The organism is Pikeienuella piscinae (assembly GCF_011044155.1).
Lineage (GTDB): Bacteria > Pseudomonadota > Alphaproteobacteria > Rhodobacterales > Rhodobacteraceae > Pikeienuella > Pikeienuella piscinae.
In genome coordinates, this window is sequence record NZ_CP049056.1 from 1,840,652 (window position 1) to 1,860,410 (window position 19,759).

12 protein-coding genes are annotated in these 19,759 nt (G+C 64.2%); 4 read left to right on the top strand and 8 right to left on the bottom strand.

The features are described from left to right. Positions 1–139: 139 nt before the first annotated feature. The 3 genes from G5B40_RS21370 to G5B40_RS08935 all read left to right on the top strand — a co-directional run bounded on the left by G5B40_RS21370 (position 140) and on the right by G5B40_RS08935 (position 6,433). On the top strand, positions 140–2,869 hold the full coding sequence (locus G5B40_RS21370; protein WP_165097663.1) for a right-handed parallel beta-helix repeat-containing protein: 2,730 nt from the start codon (positions 140–142) through the stop codon (positions 2,867–2,869). 307 nt (positions 2,870–3,176) lie between these two features. Next, positions 3,177–4,328, top strand: a complete 1,152-nt coding sequence (locus tag G5B40_RS08930; RefSeq protein WP_165097665.1) for a glycosyltransferase — start codon at positions 3,177–3,179, stop codon at positions 4,326–4,328. After that, positions 4,325–6,433 (top strand): hypothetical protein, encoded by a 2,109-nt coding sequence (locus G5B40_RS08935; RefSeq protein WP_165097668.1) that lies wholly within the window; start codon positions 4,325–4,327, stop codon positions 6,431–6,433. Before G5B40_RS08930 ends, G5B40_RS08935 begins: the two co-directional genes overlap by 4 nt. A gap of 2 nt (positions 6,434–6,435) precedes the next feature. On the opposite strand, the gene G5B40_RS08940 is transcribed toward G5B40_RS08935, so the two are convergent. From G5B40_RS08940 to G5B40_RS08975, 8 genes are all read right to left on the bottom strand, one after another. Next, a complete protein-coding gene (locus tag G5B40_RS08940; protein WP_179961611.1) occupies positions 6,436–7,428 on the bottom strand; it encodes a C45 family autoproteolytic acyltransferase/hydrolase in 993 nt (330 codons plus the stop codon). 3 nt (positions 7,429–7,431) lie between these two features. After that, positions 7,432–8,883 (bottom strand): biotin carboxylase, encoded by a 1,452-nt coding sequence (locus G5B40_RS08945; RefSeq protein WP_165097670.1) that lies wholly within the window; start codon positions 8,881–8,883, stop codon positions 7,432–7,434. A 23-nt stretch (positions 8,884–8,906) separates the two neighbouring features. Next, positions 8,907–11,660, bottom strand: coding sequence for an aminotransferase class I/II-fold pyridoxal phosphate-dependent enzyme (locus G5B40_RS08950; protein ID WP_165097673.1), 2,754 nt, complete (start codon positions 11,658–11,660; stop codon positions 8,907–8,909). Positions 11,661–11,706: 46 nt separating this feature from the next. Then, positions 11,707–12,669, bottom strand: coding sequence for a carbon-nitrogen hydrolase family protein (locus G5B40_RS08955; protein WP_165097676.1), 963 nt, complete (start codon positions 12,667–12,669; stop codon positions 11,707–11,709). Positions 12,670–12,748: 79 nt separating this feature from the next. Beyond that, complete coding sequence (locus tag G5B40_RS08960) at positions 12,749–13,168, bottom strand: universal stress protein (RefSeq protein ID WP_165097679.1); 420 nt, start codon at positions 13,166–13,168, stop codon at positions 12,749–12,751. A gap of 13 nt (positions 13,169–13,181) precedes the next feature. Then, positions 13,182–15,944 (bottom strand): TRAP transporter permease, encoded by a 2,763-nt coding sequence (locus G5B40_RS08965; RefSeq protein ID WP_165097682.1) that lies wholly within the window; start codon positions 15,942–15,944, stop codon positions 13,182–13,184. Positions 15,945–16,058: 114 nt separating this feature from the next. Continuing rightward, entirely contained in the window at positions 16,059–17,018 is a 960-nt protein-coding gene (locus G5B40_RS08970; RefSeq protein WP_165097687.1) for a TAXI family TRAP transporter solute-binding subunit, read from the bottom strand. Positions 17,019–17,254: 236 nt separating this feature from the next. Continuing rightward, positions 17,255–18,580 (bottom strand): aspartate aminotransferase family protein, encoded by a 1,326-nt coding sequence (locus G5B40_RS08975; protein WP_165097689.1) that lies wholly within the window; start codon positions 18,578–18,580, stop codon positions 17,255–17,257. A gap of 136 nt (positions 18,581–18,716) precedes the next feature. Between G5B40_RS08975 and G5B40_RS08980 the strand changes: the two genes are divergently transcribed. Continuing rightward, positions 18,717–19,691 carry an HpcH/HpaI aldolase/citrate lyase family protein gene (locus G5B40_RS08980; protein ID WP_165097691.1) on the top strand — a complete coding sequence of 325 codons (975 nt, stop codon included), beginning with the start codon at positions 18,717–18,719 and terminating at the stop codon, positions 19,689–19,691. Positions 19,692–19,759: the final 68 nt, after the last annotated feature.

Below are 19,759 nucleotides of genomic sequence, written 5' to 3' on the forward strand. Positions count from 1 at the left end.
AGGTCAACACGTCGCCATCACCACAAAATGTCAGAGATTAACTTCATATAAAAGATAAATAAAAATCCCTACAATAGCAAATCTATAGTTTATCTGTAGTTAAAAATCACTTGCTATTAAATTTTTCTTTACGGTTTGATTGCACGAGCATATCCATATCACTAATATCAACACACTCCATAGCAGAACGCATGGTCGCGCCGGTGACCGGCGCACAACATCCGTAACTACGACCAACCGCTTTCCAAGGCGTGAGGTCCGGAGTGGGAGTGGCCCGGAGCGACAACCTGTCGGGGCTTCGAGCAGCGTTGCGGCTCGAATTCCGTTCCGCGCATCCGCCGATTGTAGCGTAACCGAGGTGTGCGAAATGAGTGGTGTATTTGGCGTGCTCGGCGATAAGGCCGAGCCTGTTCTTGTAGCCAACCAGAATGAACTCGCCGCGGCGCTGGCCGCCGCGACCGGCGGCGAGACCATCGCGCTCGCGAGCGGCGAGTATGACGGAATCTCGATGAAAAACCGAGACTTCGCGGAAACGGTGCACATCGTCTCAGCGGACGCGAACGCGCCGGCGACGATCACCGGCGTGATCAACCTGCGTGCGGTCTCGAATGTCTCGATCGAGGGCGTGGACCTTATCGGCGCGGACCCGCTTCCGATCTACTCCAACCGCATCTGGATCCAGAACTGCGAGAATGTGTCCGTCTCCGAAATGACTCTTTCGGGCGCCATTCCTACGACAGGCATGGACCCGGACGATCCCGCGGCGACAGGCAAGGAAATGATGATCGGGGTCGCGCATGAATACGGCGTGTCGATCAGCGGCTCGTCCGGCGTCAAACTCGACAATCTGGACATCACCGGGTTCAACAAGGGCGTCAAGCTCTTTGGCGGGTCGGACAACGAGATCACGAATTCGGAGTTTCACGACCTTCGCAGCGACGGAATCGCTTTTGGAAGCACAAGCGATATCCTGATCGAGGGCAATCATTTCCACGACTTCTCCCCCTGGTCGCGGGCGGCGGCGCCCGGCGCCGCCGCCACAGGCGACCATCCGGATTTCATTCAATTCATGGGCGATGCCGGAGAGGGCGGGATCACCGGGGTGACCATTCGCGGCAACATCATGCAACAGGGCGACGGCGGCGCCGTTCAGGCGATATTTGGCCATGCGGTGCGCCCCGGGCTGGAAAACGAGCCATTCTCGGATTTCGAGGTTTCGGGGAACTTCATCCAGATCAGCCATGTTCACGGTATTGCGCTGGGCGACGTCGTCGGCGCGCAGATTTTCGGCAATGTCCTGATCCCCGCGGGACACGACTACCATGGTGACGCAAATGGCTGGCGACCGTACATTTCGCTGTCATCGCGCGCATTCGACGACGCCCCGGCCGATATCGACATATTCGACAATGTCATGACGTTGGGCTGGAATCCGGAATTCGACCCGACGGGTTGGGGCGCCGACGCCAATGGCGAGAGCGGCATAACCTATGCTGAGAATACCGTGCTTGAGCAGAGCAAGGCGGTCCCGGATCACTGGTCCGCGCTCGAATTCCCGGACCCGGCCAACTTTCCGGACACCGCTTCCTGGATCGACGCGGCGCTCGGCGTTCTCGGCGCCCCGCCGCCTGCGGAGGCGGTCGATGACATCGACACGCCGATCGGCGCTCACATTGTCGGAACGGTAGGCGATGACGTGCTCAATGGCGGTGATGGAGACGACACGCTGGACGGCGGCGGCGGGAATGACCTCCTTACGGGCGGCGCAGGCGCCGACCGGTTCGTGATCGCCAATAGCCTGGCTGACGATCGAACCGGTCTGCTAGATCTCGATTTCCTCGCCGGCGACTCCATCGTATTCGCAGGCGCCACCGATCAATCACCGTCCGACGAAACGGTCATCGGCAGCCTTGACGACCTCTTCGCCTACGCGCTCTCAGGCGACGTGCGCCTGGGTCTCGCCGAGGACGCGGACATGCGCCTGGCGATCGGTCATGCGGGCGGCGAGCAGATCGTCGACATCACGTTCGGCGGCGACGAACGCGACAGCGTCCATCTTTCCGCCGATCTGGCGGAGGACGCCGCCAATGTCGCTGCGGGCGACACGGCGATGATCGACGTCCTGGCGAATGACGACGCCGGCGGCGGCGCATTCCTTTCGGGACACGCCGAATCCATGTTCGGCTCACAGGTGGAGATCGTCGATGGCCAAATTCGCTATACGGCGGCCAACCTTCCGGACGGAATCAATTTCGCGGTCGACACAATCACCTATGCGGTCGCGGACAGCGACGGCGGACTCGGCTTCGCGCAGCTGAAAATCGCCCTCAGCGACATCGGGCCGGTCACCCACCAGGGCGGCGCCGGCGATGACATGATCGCCGCGCCGCACGGCGACGACGTGATCGAGGGCGGGGGCGGCGACGACACGCTCTATTCCCGCCGTGGCGACGATTGGCTGAACGGTGGCGCCGGCGACGACGTGCTCACCGGCTGCGAGGGGTCCGACACGCTGATCGGCGGCGATGGCGCGGACAAGTTCGTCTTCACTGGCGATCGCATCGATGGGAGAGACCTGATCGTCGATCTGGATTTTTCGGAAGGCGACCGGCTGGTCTTCGGCCATTTCGATGACGACACGTTCGGCGCGGGAATGGGGTTTCGGAACGCCGATGGGAGCAGCGCCGGCGTGCTCAGTGTTGAAAACCTGCTCGCCCTCGATGATTCGGCCGAGTTTTCGCTGTCACGCCTGGGCGATGCGCACCTGCTGGTGCGGATGGAGACGACCGGCGGCGCGAGCGGCGAAATCGAGATCATTCTCGACGGCGCCGCCGCCACGGATTTCGAAGCCCTCTGGCCAGCCGCCTGACGCCGCATCGCGTTCCTGCCTGAATGAGAAAAGCCGCCGTTCGGCGATGAGCGGCGGCTTCGCCAGTTCTCGACATTTGGCGCAGCCGCCGGGACGCGCGCACCGATAGCTGCCCAGGGGCCGAGAGCCCCGCAAGACGCCGCCATGTCGGATCGGCCCCCGGCACACCACCTGAAACACGGGGCGCGGCGGCGCCTTTCTTCATCTTCGGGCCGGACGATTCACCTCTGGCCGCGCTTCGCCCCCATGACATCAGGCGTCGCATGGGGAATACTCCGCCCGCACCCCGCGACGGGACAGGAGAACCATGCGAATATTGCATATTTCAGCGGACTATCCGGATCCTCTATTCCCAGCCAAGACCCGCGCAATCGCCAATCTCCTCAAGCTTACCGAGGGACATGAACACCGGGTCGTTTCGTTGAATCGGATCGGGTGGCGGAACGGGATCGCGGCGCTGGACTTCGCTGACGCCGCCGGCGCCGCGCACCGCGCCGTCGCCTACGGCGCCCCGCCAAAAGGCGTGTTGATGAAACACTATCTCGACCGGCTTACGGACTGGATCGCAGCCGATTGCGAAGCGGCGGGATTCACGCCTGATCTCGTCCACGCGCACAAGCTCTCGGTCGAGGGGCCGGTCGGCTGGGCGCTCGCGCGGCGCTGGGGCAAACCGTTCGCCGTCTCCATCCAGGGAGACAGCGACCTGAGAATCATCGGCGTCAAACGCGCGCTCAGACCGCTCTACGCCCGCATCTGGCGCGAGGCCGTGGTCGTCTTTCCGTTCGCGCCCTGGGCGGCGGCGCGGCTCGAACAGCGGCTCGGCGCGCGCGACGGTCCGGTGCGGACACTCCCATGCCCCGGTCTGGCGGAAGCGCGCCTCGCGCCGCAGACCGGGCCCCCGGTAATCGTCAGCGCGTTCCATTTCGCGTCCGCCGACCGCAAGAACGCCGCAGCGCTTATCCGCGCGATCGGAAAGGCCGGCGCGGAGATCCCCGATATCAGCCTCGACATCGCCGGAGGCGGCGATCCGGCGGCCTTCGCGCGGCTCGCGGCGCTGGCGCAGGAAGCGGCGCCGGGGCGCGTGCGCTTCCTCGGCGCGGTGCCGAACACGGACATGCAACGGCGTTTCAACGCCGCCTGCGGGTTTGCGCTGGTCTCGCGGCGCGAAAGTTTTGGAATGGTTTTCTCCGAAGCGCTCCTCGCGGGGGCGCCTTGTCTGATTCCACGGGGCTGGGGTGTCGACGGCTATTTCGACGAGGGGAGCGTGGTGATCTCCGCCGATCCCAACGATGAAACAGAGATCGCTGACGGACTTGTCCGTCTGGTGCGCGAGCAGGTGGAATTGAAGGCGCGACTCGCCGCGCTCGGGGAAGAAGGCGGGCTTGACTTCCTGCGCGGCCCAGCCATCCGCGACCGCTATCTGGCGGCGATCGAAGCAGCGGCAGGAGCGACGCAATGAGAATCGGGCCGATCCGGGCGACGCTTGCGCTCTCGCTCTCGCTATTTTTCACGACGCCGATCGGCGCCGCCGCGCAGCCCGCGCCCCCGGCGCCAGGATATTCCGGGGTCGGGCTTTTCCAGATGCCGACGCTGCATGCGGCGGAGCGCCAAGCCGCGCGACGCGCCGCATCCGGCGACTTCGCCGGCGCCGCGGCGGCGCTCGATCAACTCGCTCAGCGGTTCCAGGGCGCGGCCCGCCTTCAGGCTGACCGGGCGGTCCTCGCCGCCGCCATGGGCCAAGACAACGTCGCGTTCGATGCGCTTGCCCGCGCCGTCGCGCTCGGCCTTTCCGATCTCGACGCGCTTTTGGCGCGCCCGCCGCTCGACCGGCTGGCGGCGGAGCCGCGCATCGCAGCGCTCTTGGCCGCCGCCCCCGCCCCAGTTCCCGCCGCCGCGCCACCGCCGCCCGCTCGCGTCGACACCGGAGAAGCGCTCGTCTCCACCGCCAACACCTACTGGAGCGCGGCGGATGAACGCCTCGTCGCGCGGTTCGAAATGCTGGACGCCATGCGCCGCTTCCAGATCAGAGACGGAAAGCTCGAGGGGCCTTTCAAGACGCTGCAAAGCTGGGTCGCGCGTGGCCAGGCGGCCGGGAATGTAGGCGATCTCTATGACAATCGCGATGGCGGGCATTCTCCCCTTTCCCGCCGCAAGCCAACGCAGATCAGCAATGTCGTCTACAGCGCCGAAGCCAAGGCGGCCGGCGTGCACTACGGCCTCAACACCCAGATCCTCTTCAACCGGATCACCATCGGCAATTCCTCGACCGCCATTCAGGGAAGTAACTGGCGCTCTCAACCGCGTCTCGCGCTCACCAGTCCGGACGGGGTGGCGCAACTCTGGCGGCTCTACGCCGCCAATCACATCTACGTTTTTCCCGAACATCGCGATCATGACCCGGTCACGCCGCCGACGGGCGCGACCGGCCCGGACGCCAAGCCGGGCCACGGCGACCTTTTCCCCGCCAACACGCCCTACATGCTGATCTCACAGGGTTCCTCGGGCAGCGACAGACCTGTGCTTGAGGCGCTGCGCGCGATCCTCGCGGCGTTCCGCCCCGACGTGAAGACGTTTCTGGAGGAACGCGACCTGATCGCGCCAACGCTCCAGCAGATATTCAGGCGCGGGCAGAAGGGAATCCTGGACGACGCGGCCTACCTCTCGCCCGCAGCGCATCCGGTCGTCTCCGACCCGGACCGCATCGAAATCGGTCGGATGATCTCGCTAGCCAACACGCTGAGAGTCGAGGATGTCCCACCGGTCGTCGTGATCCAGGTAGAGGAGGAGGATACCGGCGCCGGAATCGCCATTCTTCTCGGCGCCGACAGCGCGGCGGACGAGCGGCTCTTCGATTCGCCATCGGCGATCGCCCGGCTCTGGCGCGGCGCGGGATATACGCGCCGCTATGTCATCGGCACGACTGGAACGATCGACCCGAACGGCCGCGCACTGAAATTTCACTGGCGGCTGACGCAGAACGATCTCGAGCGCGTCACGATCCGGCCACTTGACGAGGCGGGAACCCGCGCCGAAATCACCGTTCGCTGGGGCGGGCCGACGCCGGAAACACTCCGCCCGGACATCACGAGTCCGCGCGTGGACATCGCGGTGATCGCCGACAATGGCGCCGAGCTTTCCGCGCCGGCCTTTTTCTCCGTGCTCTACCCGTCCCATGAGACGCGGGTTTACGAAGGCGAGGGCGACGATGCGCGCCTCGTCTCCATCGATCATGGCGCCGACCGGGGGAAGCGGCGCTATGTCGACCCGATGATCTGGCCGCGACGCGACTGGTCGGATGTGCTGGACTACGACGTCGAAGGGCGTCTCCTCGGCTGGACGCGCAGTCGGGGCAAATCGGAAACGCGCTTCACGCGTGACGGGCTTCTGGTGCGGGAGGTGGACGCGGAGGGCCGCCCGCTCCGCGCCGAGGCGATCGAATACGGGGTCGAAGCGGCGCGCCCCGGCGTCCCCGCGCTTGTCGAGATTCCGACCGGCAAGGAATTTCTCTATGAATACGATGGCCCCGGCGACCTGACCGGCGAAGCGGTTCCCGCCCCCGGCTGAACTCAGACCGGCGCGGCGGGGAGCCGCGCCGGGGTGTCGACGACGCGCGCGCCTTCCTCGAACCCGTCGAACCCCTGGCGCCAGCTTGCACCCGGCCAGTTCAAGGCCATCTCGCCGGCGCGCGGGCGATAGGCCGCTGTGTAAAGCGTCCCGAACCCTTCGGTGAAGGCGGTAGAATAGAGCGGCGGCTTGAGAAACGCGCCGACGAATTTGCGCTCCGTCTCAGGGTGCAGCGTCAGCCGCTGCAAGAGGAACCGCTCGCGCTCGACCGTCGCGGTGAAGCGCGCGTGGGAGGACCATTCGACCCGCTCCTGATGATTGGTCGCGACGGGAGAGCGGGAGATCACCGTCTCCCGGTCCGGGGCCAGATAGGCGGTGACGAAGCGGCGTCCGGCGTCGAGCGCCGTGACGTTGTAGCTCATATGGCTCGGCAGACGCTTCAGCGCCGCCGCCGCTTCCTCCGTCGTCTCGCAGGTCTCAAGAACATAGCGCAGGATGAGCGGCACGCCGAAGCCGCCGCCGACCTCGCGGCGCCCGCCGAATGTCAGCGAGACCGCAAGACCGGAATCATTCATCCCGTCGATGAGTCCAAAAAGGCCGTCCGACATGCCGATGACGCCTCGGCCGCGCCAGTTCGTCTTCAGGAGCACAGCGTCGAAGGCGTGCGGGTCGTAGTCGTAGTTCCGCACCAGGAGCGGCTCGTCACCCTGCCAAACCGCCTGGCTGCATCCGGCGAGATAGGCGGGCGGACGTAGAAAGCTGAGAAAGCGCGCCTCTGCGTCGCCGCCCCCGGCGGCCTCCGCGAGCGTGTCGTAAAGATCGAGGATCTCCGGCATGTGGCGTTGGATTTCGCGGCGCCCCTCGGCGTAGGTCGGGCGCGCCGCCAGCCCATCGCGCACCCACCAGCGCCTGTAGGCGGGCCAGAACTCGGCGAAGAGCGCGGCCCATTTCGGTCCCGGCCCAGCCTCCTCCACAGCGCGGAAGATCAGGCGCATGATCTACATGATCTTGAACGCATGATCGTCGAGTGCGGCGACGGAAGGCAGCGGGCGCGCCGCAAAGGCCGACTTGATGCCGTGGATCCACTTCTTCGAACGATCGGTCAGCTCGAAATTCTTCGTCATCGACCGGCCGCGCGTGACCAGAATGCCCAGGTCCGCGCCCTCGTAGCGGAAATCGCCCGGCCGGAGGATGCGAAGAAAGAACGCCTCGTCCTCGCTTTCGACCGCGCGGCGGTGATAGTCGAACCGGTCGAAGATGACGCGGCCGTCATTGAGCATCCGATAGATGCCCGACTCCGGCGCGCCCGTGATGACGTCGACACTGTCCTCGGTGTGCTTGATCACCATCTGCGACCATGAATCGATCATGTCCGGATCGGCCCAGCGGGCGTTCAACTCTTCGACATCGAGCTTGAACGGCTTGCCGCTGAATTCGAGCAGATGAAACAGAAACAGCGGCGCGTCCGCATGCGCGAAGGCGGCGTGGTTGGTCATGGAAGAGGCGCCGGTGATGCGCGGATTGAGCTCGCCGAGCCAGATGTCGCCGGTTTTCTTGTCAATGAGGAAATCGAGCTCGAAATAGCCGCGATATCCCTCCTTGCGCAGCTGTTCTCCGAATTTGAACGTGAGCTCGCGCGCCTTCTGCCGGGTTTTCGGCGGAAAGGCGGTGGCGAAAATCTCGTTGCCGCACCAGCCGCCGCGATAGGGGGTCAGATCCTTGAAGCCGACCAGTTCGGTCATCAGCGGGCCGACGATGGTGCCCTCCTTGGTCGCGCAGGCCTCGATCGCCGATCCGCGGCAGTCGATCCGTTTCATGATCTTGATCTCGCCCTCGCCGATGATCTCGTGCTCGTGGCGGCGGAAGTCAGCCTCGGATTTGATGAAGAAAGTGGTGTGGCCGGAATCCCCGAACGCCGATTGCAGAACGAGGTCATGTCCGATACCGGCCTTTTCGCAGGTTTTCTGCAGATCGGCGTAGCTCTTCACCTCCGCCAGCACGTTCGGCACCGAGGGCACGCCCGCCTTGTCGCCAACGCGGACGGTCTCGATCTTGTTGTCCATCGCGGTGCGGAGCTTCGCCTTCGGGAACCAGAGCTCGCCCCCCAGCTCCTTGACCAGCGCTTCGGTCTTTTCGTCGAACATCAGGAAGGCGAATTTCGGCTTTCCGCCGCGGCGTTTCACCAGATCGATCACCTCCTTGTGCTGGAGGAGGTAATTGTTGATGTCCTCGATCGACTGGAATTCGTCGTGCGGCGTCTCGGTTGGCACCATCACGTTCGGATGCCGCCCGTCGAAACAGTCCATGTAGCAGATATACTTGAAGTTCTTCACCCACTCATCCAGCCCGAGCAGATTGAAGTTCGTCGCGGAGACGAAGTAGATCGGGTCGGAATTCGTATGAAAGTGACGCCGGATCTCCGAGATGTTCTGTAGCGTCTTTTTCGCCATTGTGACGTCTCCCTGTTGATTATTCAGACGTGCTTTTCCGCCGCCGATTCCAGCGCCGCGTCGTTGAAAACCCGGAGCCCCAGATCCGGGCGGTAGCCGTGGATTTCGCTTACGTCGAGCGCGCGCATGAAGGCCAGAATCTCGCGACTGATCACTTGCCCGGGCACCAGGATCGGGAATCCCGGCGGATAAGGAATGATAAAGCCGGCGGAAACCAGCTCTCGCCCTTCCTCGAGCGCATCCCTGAGCGAGCCGTCCAGGTCCAGGTAATCACAGTTGTCCTCATCATAGGCGAGGAAGAACGCGCGCCTTATGTCGCCTTCAGGCGTATCGCCGGCGGAGCGGAAGGCGTCGTGGAACCGGCTGAAATCCGGCAGTGGCGGCACCTGTTCGACAAGGCTCCTGACGCGCCGCTCGAAACCCAGTTTCTCCATCTTCGACGCGTCGTCGAGCAACTCGTCCAGATCCCGCGCGATCTCCACCAGCACCTCGATCAGATAGGCGACCGAGGAGCGCGTCGTGCCGATATTGGTCATGAAAAGCACGGTGTTGCGTGAGGTCTTGTTGATCTGGATCCCGTGCTTCTCCATCAGGATCCGGGTCTTGAACGTGTCGCCGTCATAGCCGGTGCCGCCGACGGCGAGCGTCACCCGCGTGGGATCCAGCACGAACTCGTCGCGCGTCCAGATATCCCATTGGTCCGACCAGCCCAGTTCGGCGTCGTAGTAACTCGTGACGCCGCTTTCGCGATACTCCTCCGGAATCATGTCGCCAGCGGTAAGAATGCGGAAATACTTCTTCAACAGCGGATGCGTCGCCACCGCACGCCGGACCCCCATCGCCGCCTCGACCTGATGCTGGACGAATTCGAAACCTTCAAGCTCCACCTGCCGCCGTCCGACATCCAGCGATGCGATGATCTGGTAATTCGGCGAGGTCGAGGTGTGGGTCATGTAGGCTTCGTGGAAGCTCTGCTCGACCTCTCCCTTGAAGTCCTGATCGTTGACATGGATCATCGAGCCCTGACGAAGTGAAGTCAGCGTCTTGTGCGTCGATTGCGTCGCGTAGACCCGCACTCTCGCGTCCGGCGGCGGGAGCAGCCGAGTCTTCAGCAGCGTCTCGTCATCGGCCCCCTCCAGCTTCTTCTGCTGTATCTCGTAGGCTTTCGCGTGCTCGGGCGAACGCAACCTCTCGCGGAGCACGTTCGCCGCGTTCATGCCCGTCCGCTGACGATAGGTCGGGCCGTAACGGGCGAAAGCGAACCAGGCCTCGTCCCATAGAAAGACCAGGTTCTTCTTGATCGCGAGGCATTCCTCCATCACCCGTTCGACATTGTAGACAATGCCGTCGAAGGTACAGTTGGTCAGCAGCACCATCCGCACCCGGTCCAGCTTGCCGGCCGCCTTCAGCGCCAGCAGCTTTCCCTTGATCTCGTGCAGCGGCACCGCCCCATACATCGAGTACCGGTCGAGTGGATAACTCTCCATGTAAACGACATTCGCGCCGGCGAGCACCATGCCGTAATGGTGCGACTTGTGGCAGTCGCGATCGACGAGCACGATATCGCCAGGGCTGACCAGAGCCTGCACGACGATCTTGTTGCAGGTCGAGGTTCCGTTGGTGGCGAAGAACGTTTGCCGGGAGCCGAAGGCGCGGGAAGCGAACTCCTGCGCCTCCTTGATCGGGCCGCGCGGTTCCAGCAGGCTGTCGAGCCCGCCGGAAGTCGCTGACGTCTCGGCGAGGAAGATGTTCGCGCCATAGAACTCCCCCATATCCTGGATCCAGTGCGACCGCGTGATCGACTTTCCGCGGCTGATCGGCATTGCGTGAAAGACGCCGGTCGGCTGTTTCGAATATTCCTTCAGCGCGGTGAAAAAAGGCGTCTTGTAGCGCCGGTTGACGCCGCGAAGGATGTTGAGATGCAGCTCCAGAAAATCTTCCTGATTGTAGAAGACCCGCCGGCAACCGCCCAGATCGAGCCCGGCGATATCTTCTGCGGAGCGATCGGTGACGAGATAAGTGTCGAGTTCAGGACGGACCTTGGCGATGAGACGACAGGTCTCAGGCCCGTAATCGCCCGGCTCCAGCGCATCGACATCCTCTTCCTCGCCGAAGCGCGAGAGATAGTTGTTGAGAATTTTCAGCTTGTTCAGGGATTTCAGGGCCAGGCCGGGCCGGACCACCACCGCCTGAACGTTGTGATTGAAGAGAATGCCGATCAGCGCATCCTCAAGGCTTGGCACGACAACCGCTTCATAAGCGAAATTATCCTCCGGCCGGCGCATCGCGAGCAGGCTGGAGCGGAGCCATTTCTCCTGCGCATCGCTCACGTGATCGACGATGATCACCTCGAAATACGGCCGCCCGAGCGCGCGGTCGCTAGGCGAGAGAGAGGCGTCGTCATCGAGAACGTCGGCGTCCGCGTCCCCTGTCGTCAACGGAACCGCGCGGCGCCGGTAGGCCCCGGTCGCGAGCGCCCGCGCGACGCGCCGCGCCGCGAATGCGAACTCTGGTATCGTGCGCGCGCCGAGCATCCGCTTCATATGGCTGAAGGCGGTATAGCCCGGGAACGCCCAGTATCGCTCGATCGGGTCGAGCGCGACGAGCAGCGCTTCGGCCTCCGCCACCAGCTTCGCCCCGCGTTTTCCGGTATGACCATGCCGGGTGAGCGACTCCGCCGCCTCCCGAAGCGCGCTCCAGCGGTCGGCGCGGAGCTGGGTCGCGCTGTAATAGTCGCCGATCGACGGTAGCTTGGCTTCGGGCGCGGACTGGTTCATCGGGCTCTCCCTGGGCGGCCCTGCGACCGCCCTCTCTCGGTCGACTTCAGCCGGGACCGCCTTTCAGCAGCGCCAGCGGTGCGGCGTAATTCGTGGCGGGCGCTTCGGCTTCGAGCGCGGCGCGGGGGTCGGGCGCCGCGAGGCCGGCGCGCGAACCCTTTACCGGCGTCTCCAACGGGCCAAGCGTGTGAAGATAGGCGTCGGCGCCCGAGGCGCGGTCGTAGACCAAGAAATCGGCGGATCTGTCGCGGAAGCTCTTGAGCACCTGGCCGAGGCCCTTCATCCCCGTCTCGCGCTGGCGACGCACGATATCGAGATCTATCTCGATCGGGAACATGTCCTCCTGACCCGCCGACTGATGCAACACGGTCGCCGTCGGATCGACCACCAAACTCCGCCCCACGCCTCCGGCCCCGAGGCCGTTCACGTCGAAGACGTAACATTGGAACTGCGCAGCCGTCGCGCGGGCGATGGCGATCTCAGCCTCGCGGTCGGTGGTGCCGGTAAGGACCGGGTGCAACAGCACCTCCACCCCCTGCGCAGTCAGCTGCCGCGTGGTTTCCGGAAACCAGATATCGTAGCAGATCGAGAGCCCGAAGCGTCCGACCTCCGGCACGTCGAAAACACAGAATTCGGTTCCCGCCTCGACACCCGATTCATAAGGTCGAAAAGGGAACATCTTGGCGTATTTCGCGACGATCTCGCCTTGCGGATTGATCACGACGGAAGTGTTCCGAATCCGGCCGTCTTCAAGCCTCTCGAACATCGAGCCGGGGATGACCCATATGCCATGCCGGCGGGCGTCCTCCTGAAACTGTTCAATCACCTGGTTCGGGAAAGGCTGCGCGAACCGGTCGAGCGGGCCATATGGGGCGAGTTCGCTGAAAAGCGCCATCTGCACCCAAGGGAAGCGGGCCATCAGGACATCGAGACGCTGGCGCATCGCCTCCACGTTGGAATGCAGCGCGGCGACATGCATCTGGACGCCAGCGATTGCGAAAGGGGTCATACTCGGTTCGGCTCCTGGTTTTCTCGTTCATGGCCGCATATCAGCATATTGTCGGTCGTCGCCAGCCACCCCCCCCATTTCAGCGGGCGACGAGGACCGGAATCGCGGCGTGACGCACCACCTTTCCGGCCTGCGAGCCGATCAGAATCGAGCGCAACTCATCTGGCGGGTGTGACGCCATGACGATCAGGTCGGCGCCGACGCGGCCCGCCGCGCCAAGGATCGCTTCCGCGACATGGCCGTAACCGACATGAGGTGTCGTCCGGTCAAGGTTCTTTCCTTCGATGAAGGCGCGAAGCGCGGCGTCAACCTCGTTGAGCGCGTTTTCCTTGAAATCGGACGGAAAGAACGAAGAGACGATGGATTCCCCGAAATCCGGCAGCACCGCGAGGATATGTAAGGCGCCGGTCTTTCCACGCAGTTCATCCGCCAGCGGCAGCGCCTTTCGCCAGGACTCTTCGTGTCCAAGATCAACCGGCAGCAGGACCGTCTCGAACATGATCAGCTCCCTTTCACGCCGGCGCCGCAGCCGGTATCGCCCGGCGGCGCTGCAAGATGACGACAAGGGCCAGGAGAAGAAAAGCCGGAACGAACATCAGGTATTTCGTCGGCTGATCGGCCGGCGCAAGAACGCGCTTGATCTCTTGATCCCAGTCGAAACCGGCCTTCTGCGCCGCGCTGTCGAAAGCGACATTGTCAATCACAACCTTTTCGCCATCGACGATGTATTCGAGCCCGACGGCCGCCAGCCGTTCCGCCCCTGTCGCGCCCTCCACGACCGGAAGAAGCGCGGTGAAGCTCACCGGGTCGCCGAGCGCGTTCACGCCGTCGACCTGCAACCGCAGGTCCGAGCCGACCGGCGCGCTCATCGCCGCCTGTTCGATTTCAGCCGGAGCGACTTCGTCGAAGGGCGGCGCCACCATGTCCATCCAGTAGCCGGGGCGGAACAGGGTGAAAGCGATCAGCAGCAGAATGGCGGATTCGTAGATGCGGTTCTTCGCCAGGAACCAGCCCTGCGTCGCGGCGGCGAAGAGCAACATCGCCATCGTCGCGATGATGAAGACGAGAATCCCCTGCGCCCAGGTGACGTCAATCAGAAGAAGCTCGGTGTTGAAGATAAAGAGAAACGGCAGCGCCGCGGTCCTGAGGCTGTAGAAGAACGCGATGACGCCGGTGCGGATCGGGTCGCCGCCCGAGACCGCCGCGGCGGCGAAACTGGCGAGCCCGACCGGCGGCGTCACATCCGCCATGATGCCGAAATAGAAGACGAACAGATGCACCGCGATCAGCGGTACGATCAGCCCGTTCTGCTGGCCCAGCGTCACGATCACCGGCGCCAGCAGCGCCGATACGACGATGTAGTTCGCGGTCGTCGGCAGCCCCATGCCGAGAATCAGCGAAAGCACGGCGGTGAGCAGCAGGATCGCCATGATGTTGCCGCCGGAAAGCACCTCGACCACATCGGCGAGCGCCGAGCCGACGCCGGTCTGGCTCACCGCGCCGACGATGATGCCCGCGGTCGCCGTGGCGATGCCGATGCCGATCATGTTCCGCGCGCCGGAAATAAGCCCATCGGTCAGATCCGCGAACCCGGCGACGACATCGTTGGCGAACCGGCTCTCGCCGCGGAAAATCGCCATCAGGGGACGCTGCGTCAACAGGATGAAGATCATGTAGGCCACCGCCCAGAAGGCCGAGAGGCCGGGCGACAGCCGGTCGATCATCAGCGCCCAGACGAGCACGACGACGGGAAGAAGGTAGTGCAGCCCCGAGCGGACCGTCGGCCCGGGCAGCGGCAGCGTGGTGACCGGCGCGTTCGGGTCGTCCAGCTTCAGCGGCTCTTCCCGCGACGCAACGTAAAGCAGCCCGACATAGGCCGCCGTCAGCAGCACGAAGACGATATAGCCCGCCGAGGCGCCGAAGGTCGGCCTTATCCAGCCCATGCCATAGTAGACTCCGAATGAAAGCGCGCAGATCACCGCGATGGTGAAGGCGATTCCGATCAGCCGCTGCACGATGGGCTTCGGCGTGTATGCCCGCGGCAACCCTTTCATACCGGCCTTCATCGCCTCCAGATGGACGATATAGACCAGCGCGATATAGGAGATGATCGCCGGAACGAAAGCGTGCTTGACCACGTCGAAATAGGGAATCCCGACATATTCGACCATGAGGAACGCCGCGGCGCCCATCACCGGCGGCATGATCTGGCCGTTGACGGAGGAGGCGACCTCGACCGCTCCGGCCTTCTCGGAGGAGAAGCCGACCTTCTTCATCAGCGGGATGGTGAAGGTGCCGGTGGTGACGACATTGGCGATCGAGGAGCCGGAAATCAGCCCGGTCATCGCCGAGGAGACGACGGCGGCCTTGGCCGGACCGCCGCGCATGTGCCCCATCAGCGAGAAGGCGACCTGGATGAAGTAATTGCCCGCCCCGGCCCGGTCGAGGAGCGAGCCGAAGAGCACGAAGAGAAAAACGAAACTGGTCGAGACGCCGAGCGCGATGCCGAAGACGCCCTCGGTCGTGATCCACTGGTGGTTCACCACTTCGGAAAGCGAGTTCCCCTTATGGGCGATGATCGAGGGCATGTGCGGCCCGAGAAATGTGTAGGCGAGGAACACGCTCGCGACGATCATCAGCGCCGGGCCGAGCGCCCGGCGCGTCGCCTCCAGCAGGATCATCAGGCCGATGACGGCGACCACGTAATCCTGGGTGATCGGCGCGCCGACGCGCCCGGAAATCTCGCGGTAAAAGACGAAGATGTAGAGCGACGCCAATGCGCCGACGATGGCCAGCGCCCATTCCCATGATGGAATACGATTCTTGGGCGAGCCGAGCAGGATGAAGCCGATCATCACCGCTCCGACGATGGGAATCCACCAGGTCGCGGTCTGATCCTTCGCGCCGAACATGAAGAGAAAGGTCAGAAGCGCCGGCACACCGAGTCCGAGGATAAGCTGGGTCGGCGTGCGCGCCGCCGGATAAGCGGCGAAAGCGAGAAAGAGCGCGAAGGCGAGATGGAACGAGCGCGCCTCGGTGTCGTTGAAGACGCCGAAGCCGACCATGAAGGGGATCGGGGACGCGATCCAGAGCTGAAAGAGCGACCAGGCCAGCGCGACGGAGAGGAGCAGCTTGCCGGCGAAGCCAGGCGGCGTCCGGCCGCCGGTGTCCGAGGAGGCGACAAGCTCGTCGAGTTCCGCCTGACTGAGTCCGCCTCTGCCGGAGGCGGCGTTCTCCACCGCGGCCGCCTCGAACTGTTTGTCGTCGTCGCTCATATTCGACCCCCTGCCGGATCAACTGAGCCCCATTTTTCCGGGGCTTCTGGTTGGCGGCGGCCCCGAAAGCCCGCCGCCCGAATCGTCGACGCCGTATTCAGACGTCCAACCGGATTACATCCAGCCGCGCTCCTTGTAGTATTTCTCGGCGCCCGGATGCAGCGGCGCGGAGAGACCATCCTTGATCATCTCCTCTTCCTTCAGATTGGCGAAGGCCGGGTGGAGCCCCTTGAAACGGTCGAAATTGTCGAAGACCGCCTTCACGACGGTGTAAACGACGTCATCCGGCACGTCGGAAGAGGTGACGAAGGTAGCCTTTACGCCGAACGTGGTCACATCCGATTCGTTGCCCGAATACATGCCGCCAGGAATAGTCGCGGAGGCGTAATAGGGGTTGTCCGCGATCAGCTTGTCGATCGCCGCCCCTGTCACGGGGATGATCCGCGCGTCGACGGTCGAGGTCGCCTCCTGGATCGAGCCGTTCGGATGGCCGACGGTGTAGATGATCGCGTCCACCTTGTTGTCGCCGAGCGCCGCCGACTGTTCGGCGGGCTTCAGCTCCGACGCGAGGGCGAAATCGTCCATCGTCCAGCCCATGGCGTTCAGCACGACCTCCATCGTCGCGCGCTGGCCGGAGCCGGGATTGCCGACATTGACGCGCTTGCCCTTAAGGTCCTCGAAGCTTTCGATGCCGGCGTCCGCGCGTGCGATCACGGTGAAGGGTTCGCCGTGCACCGAGAAGACCGCGCGCTCCTTGTCGAACTTGTCGCCCTCGAACTGCGACGTGCCGTTATAGGCGTGGAACTGCCAGTCGGACTGGGCGACGCCCATGTCCATGTCGCCGGCCTTGATCGCGTTGATGTTCGCGATCGAGCCGCCGGTCGATGGCGCGGTGCATTTCAGATTGTGGTCGGCCGTGCCGCGGTTCACCAGCCGGCAGATCGACTGTCCGACGACGTAATAAACGCCGGTCTGGCCGCCGGTGCCGATGGTGATGAACCGCTCCTGGGCCAACGCGCCCTGCGCGCCGAGCGTCAGCGCCGCTGCGGCGGCCGCCAGTTTGAGTACTTTCATCTCAATCTCCCTGATCGTTTCTCGCGCCCGGGGAATGATCCCGCGCTTCGTCGCGCAATTCGGTCTGGCGACGAAAAACCGAAGCGGCGGGCGCCGCCTAGCTTCGTCACACCGACGTTAACAGGTGAAAGCGGGAGCGCAACCGTATTGAGGCCTTACGCCCAACTCTTCTCACTGGACGAGAATTCGTAACCGCGCTTATAGTTGCGACCGTCGTTCATCAGATATTTCAAACATCAACTACTTATCGCCGCACCGATCGCAGTGTCGAGCCGATCGACAAGCATCTCCATCTCCGCATCCTCAATGATGAAGGGCGGCGCGAGCAGGACATGATCGCCCGCGCGCCCGTCCACCGTGCCGCTCATCGGATAGCACACCAGACCGGCTTCGAAAGCCGCCGCCTTCACTTTCGCAGCGATCCGGCGCGCCGGGTCGAACGGCGTCTTGCTCTCCCGGTCCGCGACCAGTTCGACGCCGCGAAAAAGCCCGCGCCCGCGCAGATCGCCGACATGCGGATTCTGGCCGAACCGCTCTGCGAGCAGCGCCGCGAATCTTTCGCCTTTCTCGCGCACCGTCGGGATCAACCCGCGTCCGAGCAGCGCCCGCACCACCGCCAGCCCCGCGGCCGTCGCGGCCGGATGGCCGAGATAGGTGTGGCCGTGCTGGAAGAACCCGCTCCCCGCCTCGATCGTGCGATAGATCTCGCCCGAGCAGAGCATCGCCCCGATCGGCTGGTAGCCGGCGCCGAGCCCCTTGGCGATGCAGATGATGTCGGGCGCGACCCCCTCCGCCTCGCAGGCGAAGAGATGGCCGGTCCGCCCCATGCCGCACATCACCTCATCGAGAATCAGCAACACGCCGTAGCGGTCGCAGATCTCATGGATGCGTTTGAAATAGCCCGGCGCCGGCGTCAGCGCCCCCGCCGTGGCTCCGACCACCGGCTCGGCGATGAACGCCATCACGCTTTCCGGGCCGAGGCGGAGGATCTCCGTCTCCAGCTCGTCCGCGGCGCGCCGTCCGTATTCCTCCGGGCTCTCGCCCTCGCGCATCAGGCGGTATTCGTAGCAAGGGTCGATATGGGAGACGTCGAGCAGCAGCGGTGCGAACTGCGCCCGGCGCCATTCATTGCCGCCCGCCGAAAGCGCGCCGATGGTGTTTCCGTGATAGCTTTGCTTGCGGGCGATGAGCTTTCCGCGCTCCGGCTCGCCCTTTTCGACGAAATACTGCCGCGCGAGCTTGATCGCCGCTTCGGTCGCCTCCGACCCGCCGGAAACGAAATAGACCCGCTCGATCCCCTCCGGCGCATGCTCGATCAGGAGATCGGCCAGCGCCTCCGCCGGCTCGGACGTGAAGAAGCCGGTATGGGCGAACGCAATCCGGTCGAGCTGCGCCTTGATCGCTTCGATCACCTCCCGGTCGCCGTGGCCGAGACAGGAGACTGCGGCCCCGCCAGAGCCGTCGAGATAGCGTTTTCCGTCAGCGTCGATCAGCCAGCAGCCTTCACCGCCCACGGCGACGGGCGGGAGGATGCGGGTGTGGCGAGGAAAAACATGGCTCATGGCGAAACTCCTTCCGAGTCGCCGCGCAGCATACACGCCTCGACGCGCGCCGCTCCAGAATTGACATGCGGCGGCGCAACACAATAACCCTCACAGCCGGTCCTCCGACACATTCTTTCGCACCGAAAGGTCCCCGATGAGCTTCACAGTCCAGCCCGCCGGCCCCGCACGCCCGAACCGCTGCCAGCTTTTCGGCCCCGCCACGCGCCCGACGATTTTCGAGAAGATGGCGGCTTCGGCCGCCGACGTGATCAATATCGACCTCGAGGACAGCGTCGCCCCGGCCGACAAGGCCGCAGCGCGCACGACCGCAATCGAGGCGGTGAACGACGTTGACTGGGGCGCGAAGACCCTTTCAGTCCGGATCAACGGACTCGACACCGGATTCTGGCACCATGACGTCATCGACCTGATCGAGAAGACAGGCGACCGGCTCGACCTGATCATGATCCCGAAAGTCGGCAACGCGAAGGATATCTACGCCGTCGATGCGCTGGTCTCGGCCTGCGAGCAGGCGGCGCGAAAGTCCAAGCGGATCGGCTTCGAGGTGCTGATCGAGACTGCGGCCGGCGCGCAGAATGTCGGCGAGATCGCCGCCGCTTCGCCCCGGATCCAGTCGATGAGCTTCGGCGTCGCGGACTACGCCGCCTCCATGGGCATGAACGTGACCGGAATCGGCGGCACGCAGGACGACTATCACATGCTTGCAAACGACGAGGGCCGCACGGTCAACATGGTCGATCCCTGGCACTACCCGATCGCTCGCATGGTCGCGGCCTGCCGTCAGCATGGCGTGCTGCCCGTCGATGGGCCGTTCGGCGATTTCTCGGACGATGAGGGGTTTCTCGCGCAGGCGAAACGCTCGGCGACGCTGGGTTGCGTCGGCAAATGGGCGATTCATCCGAAACAGGTGGCGCTGGCGAACCGGGTATTCACCCCGACGCCGGCGAAGGTTGAGCACGCCCGCCGCATCCTCGCCGCGATGCGGGCGGCGGAGGAAGGCGGCCAGGGCGCCGCGGTGCTCGACGGCAAGCTGATCGACCTCGCCTCGTCGCGCCAGGCGCGGGTGATCGTGACACAGGCGGAACTGATCGAGGCGGCGGGCGGCTGAGCCGCCCGCAACCGACAAGTGTAGTTCTGCACTCCCTCGCGCGCTCGTCCGGGTCTTATATCCGGCCC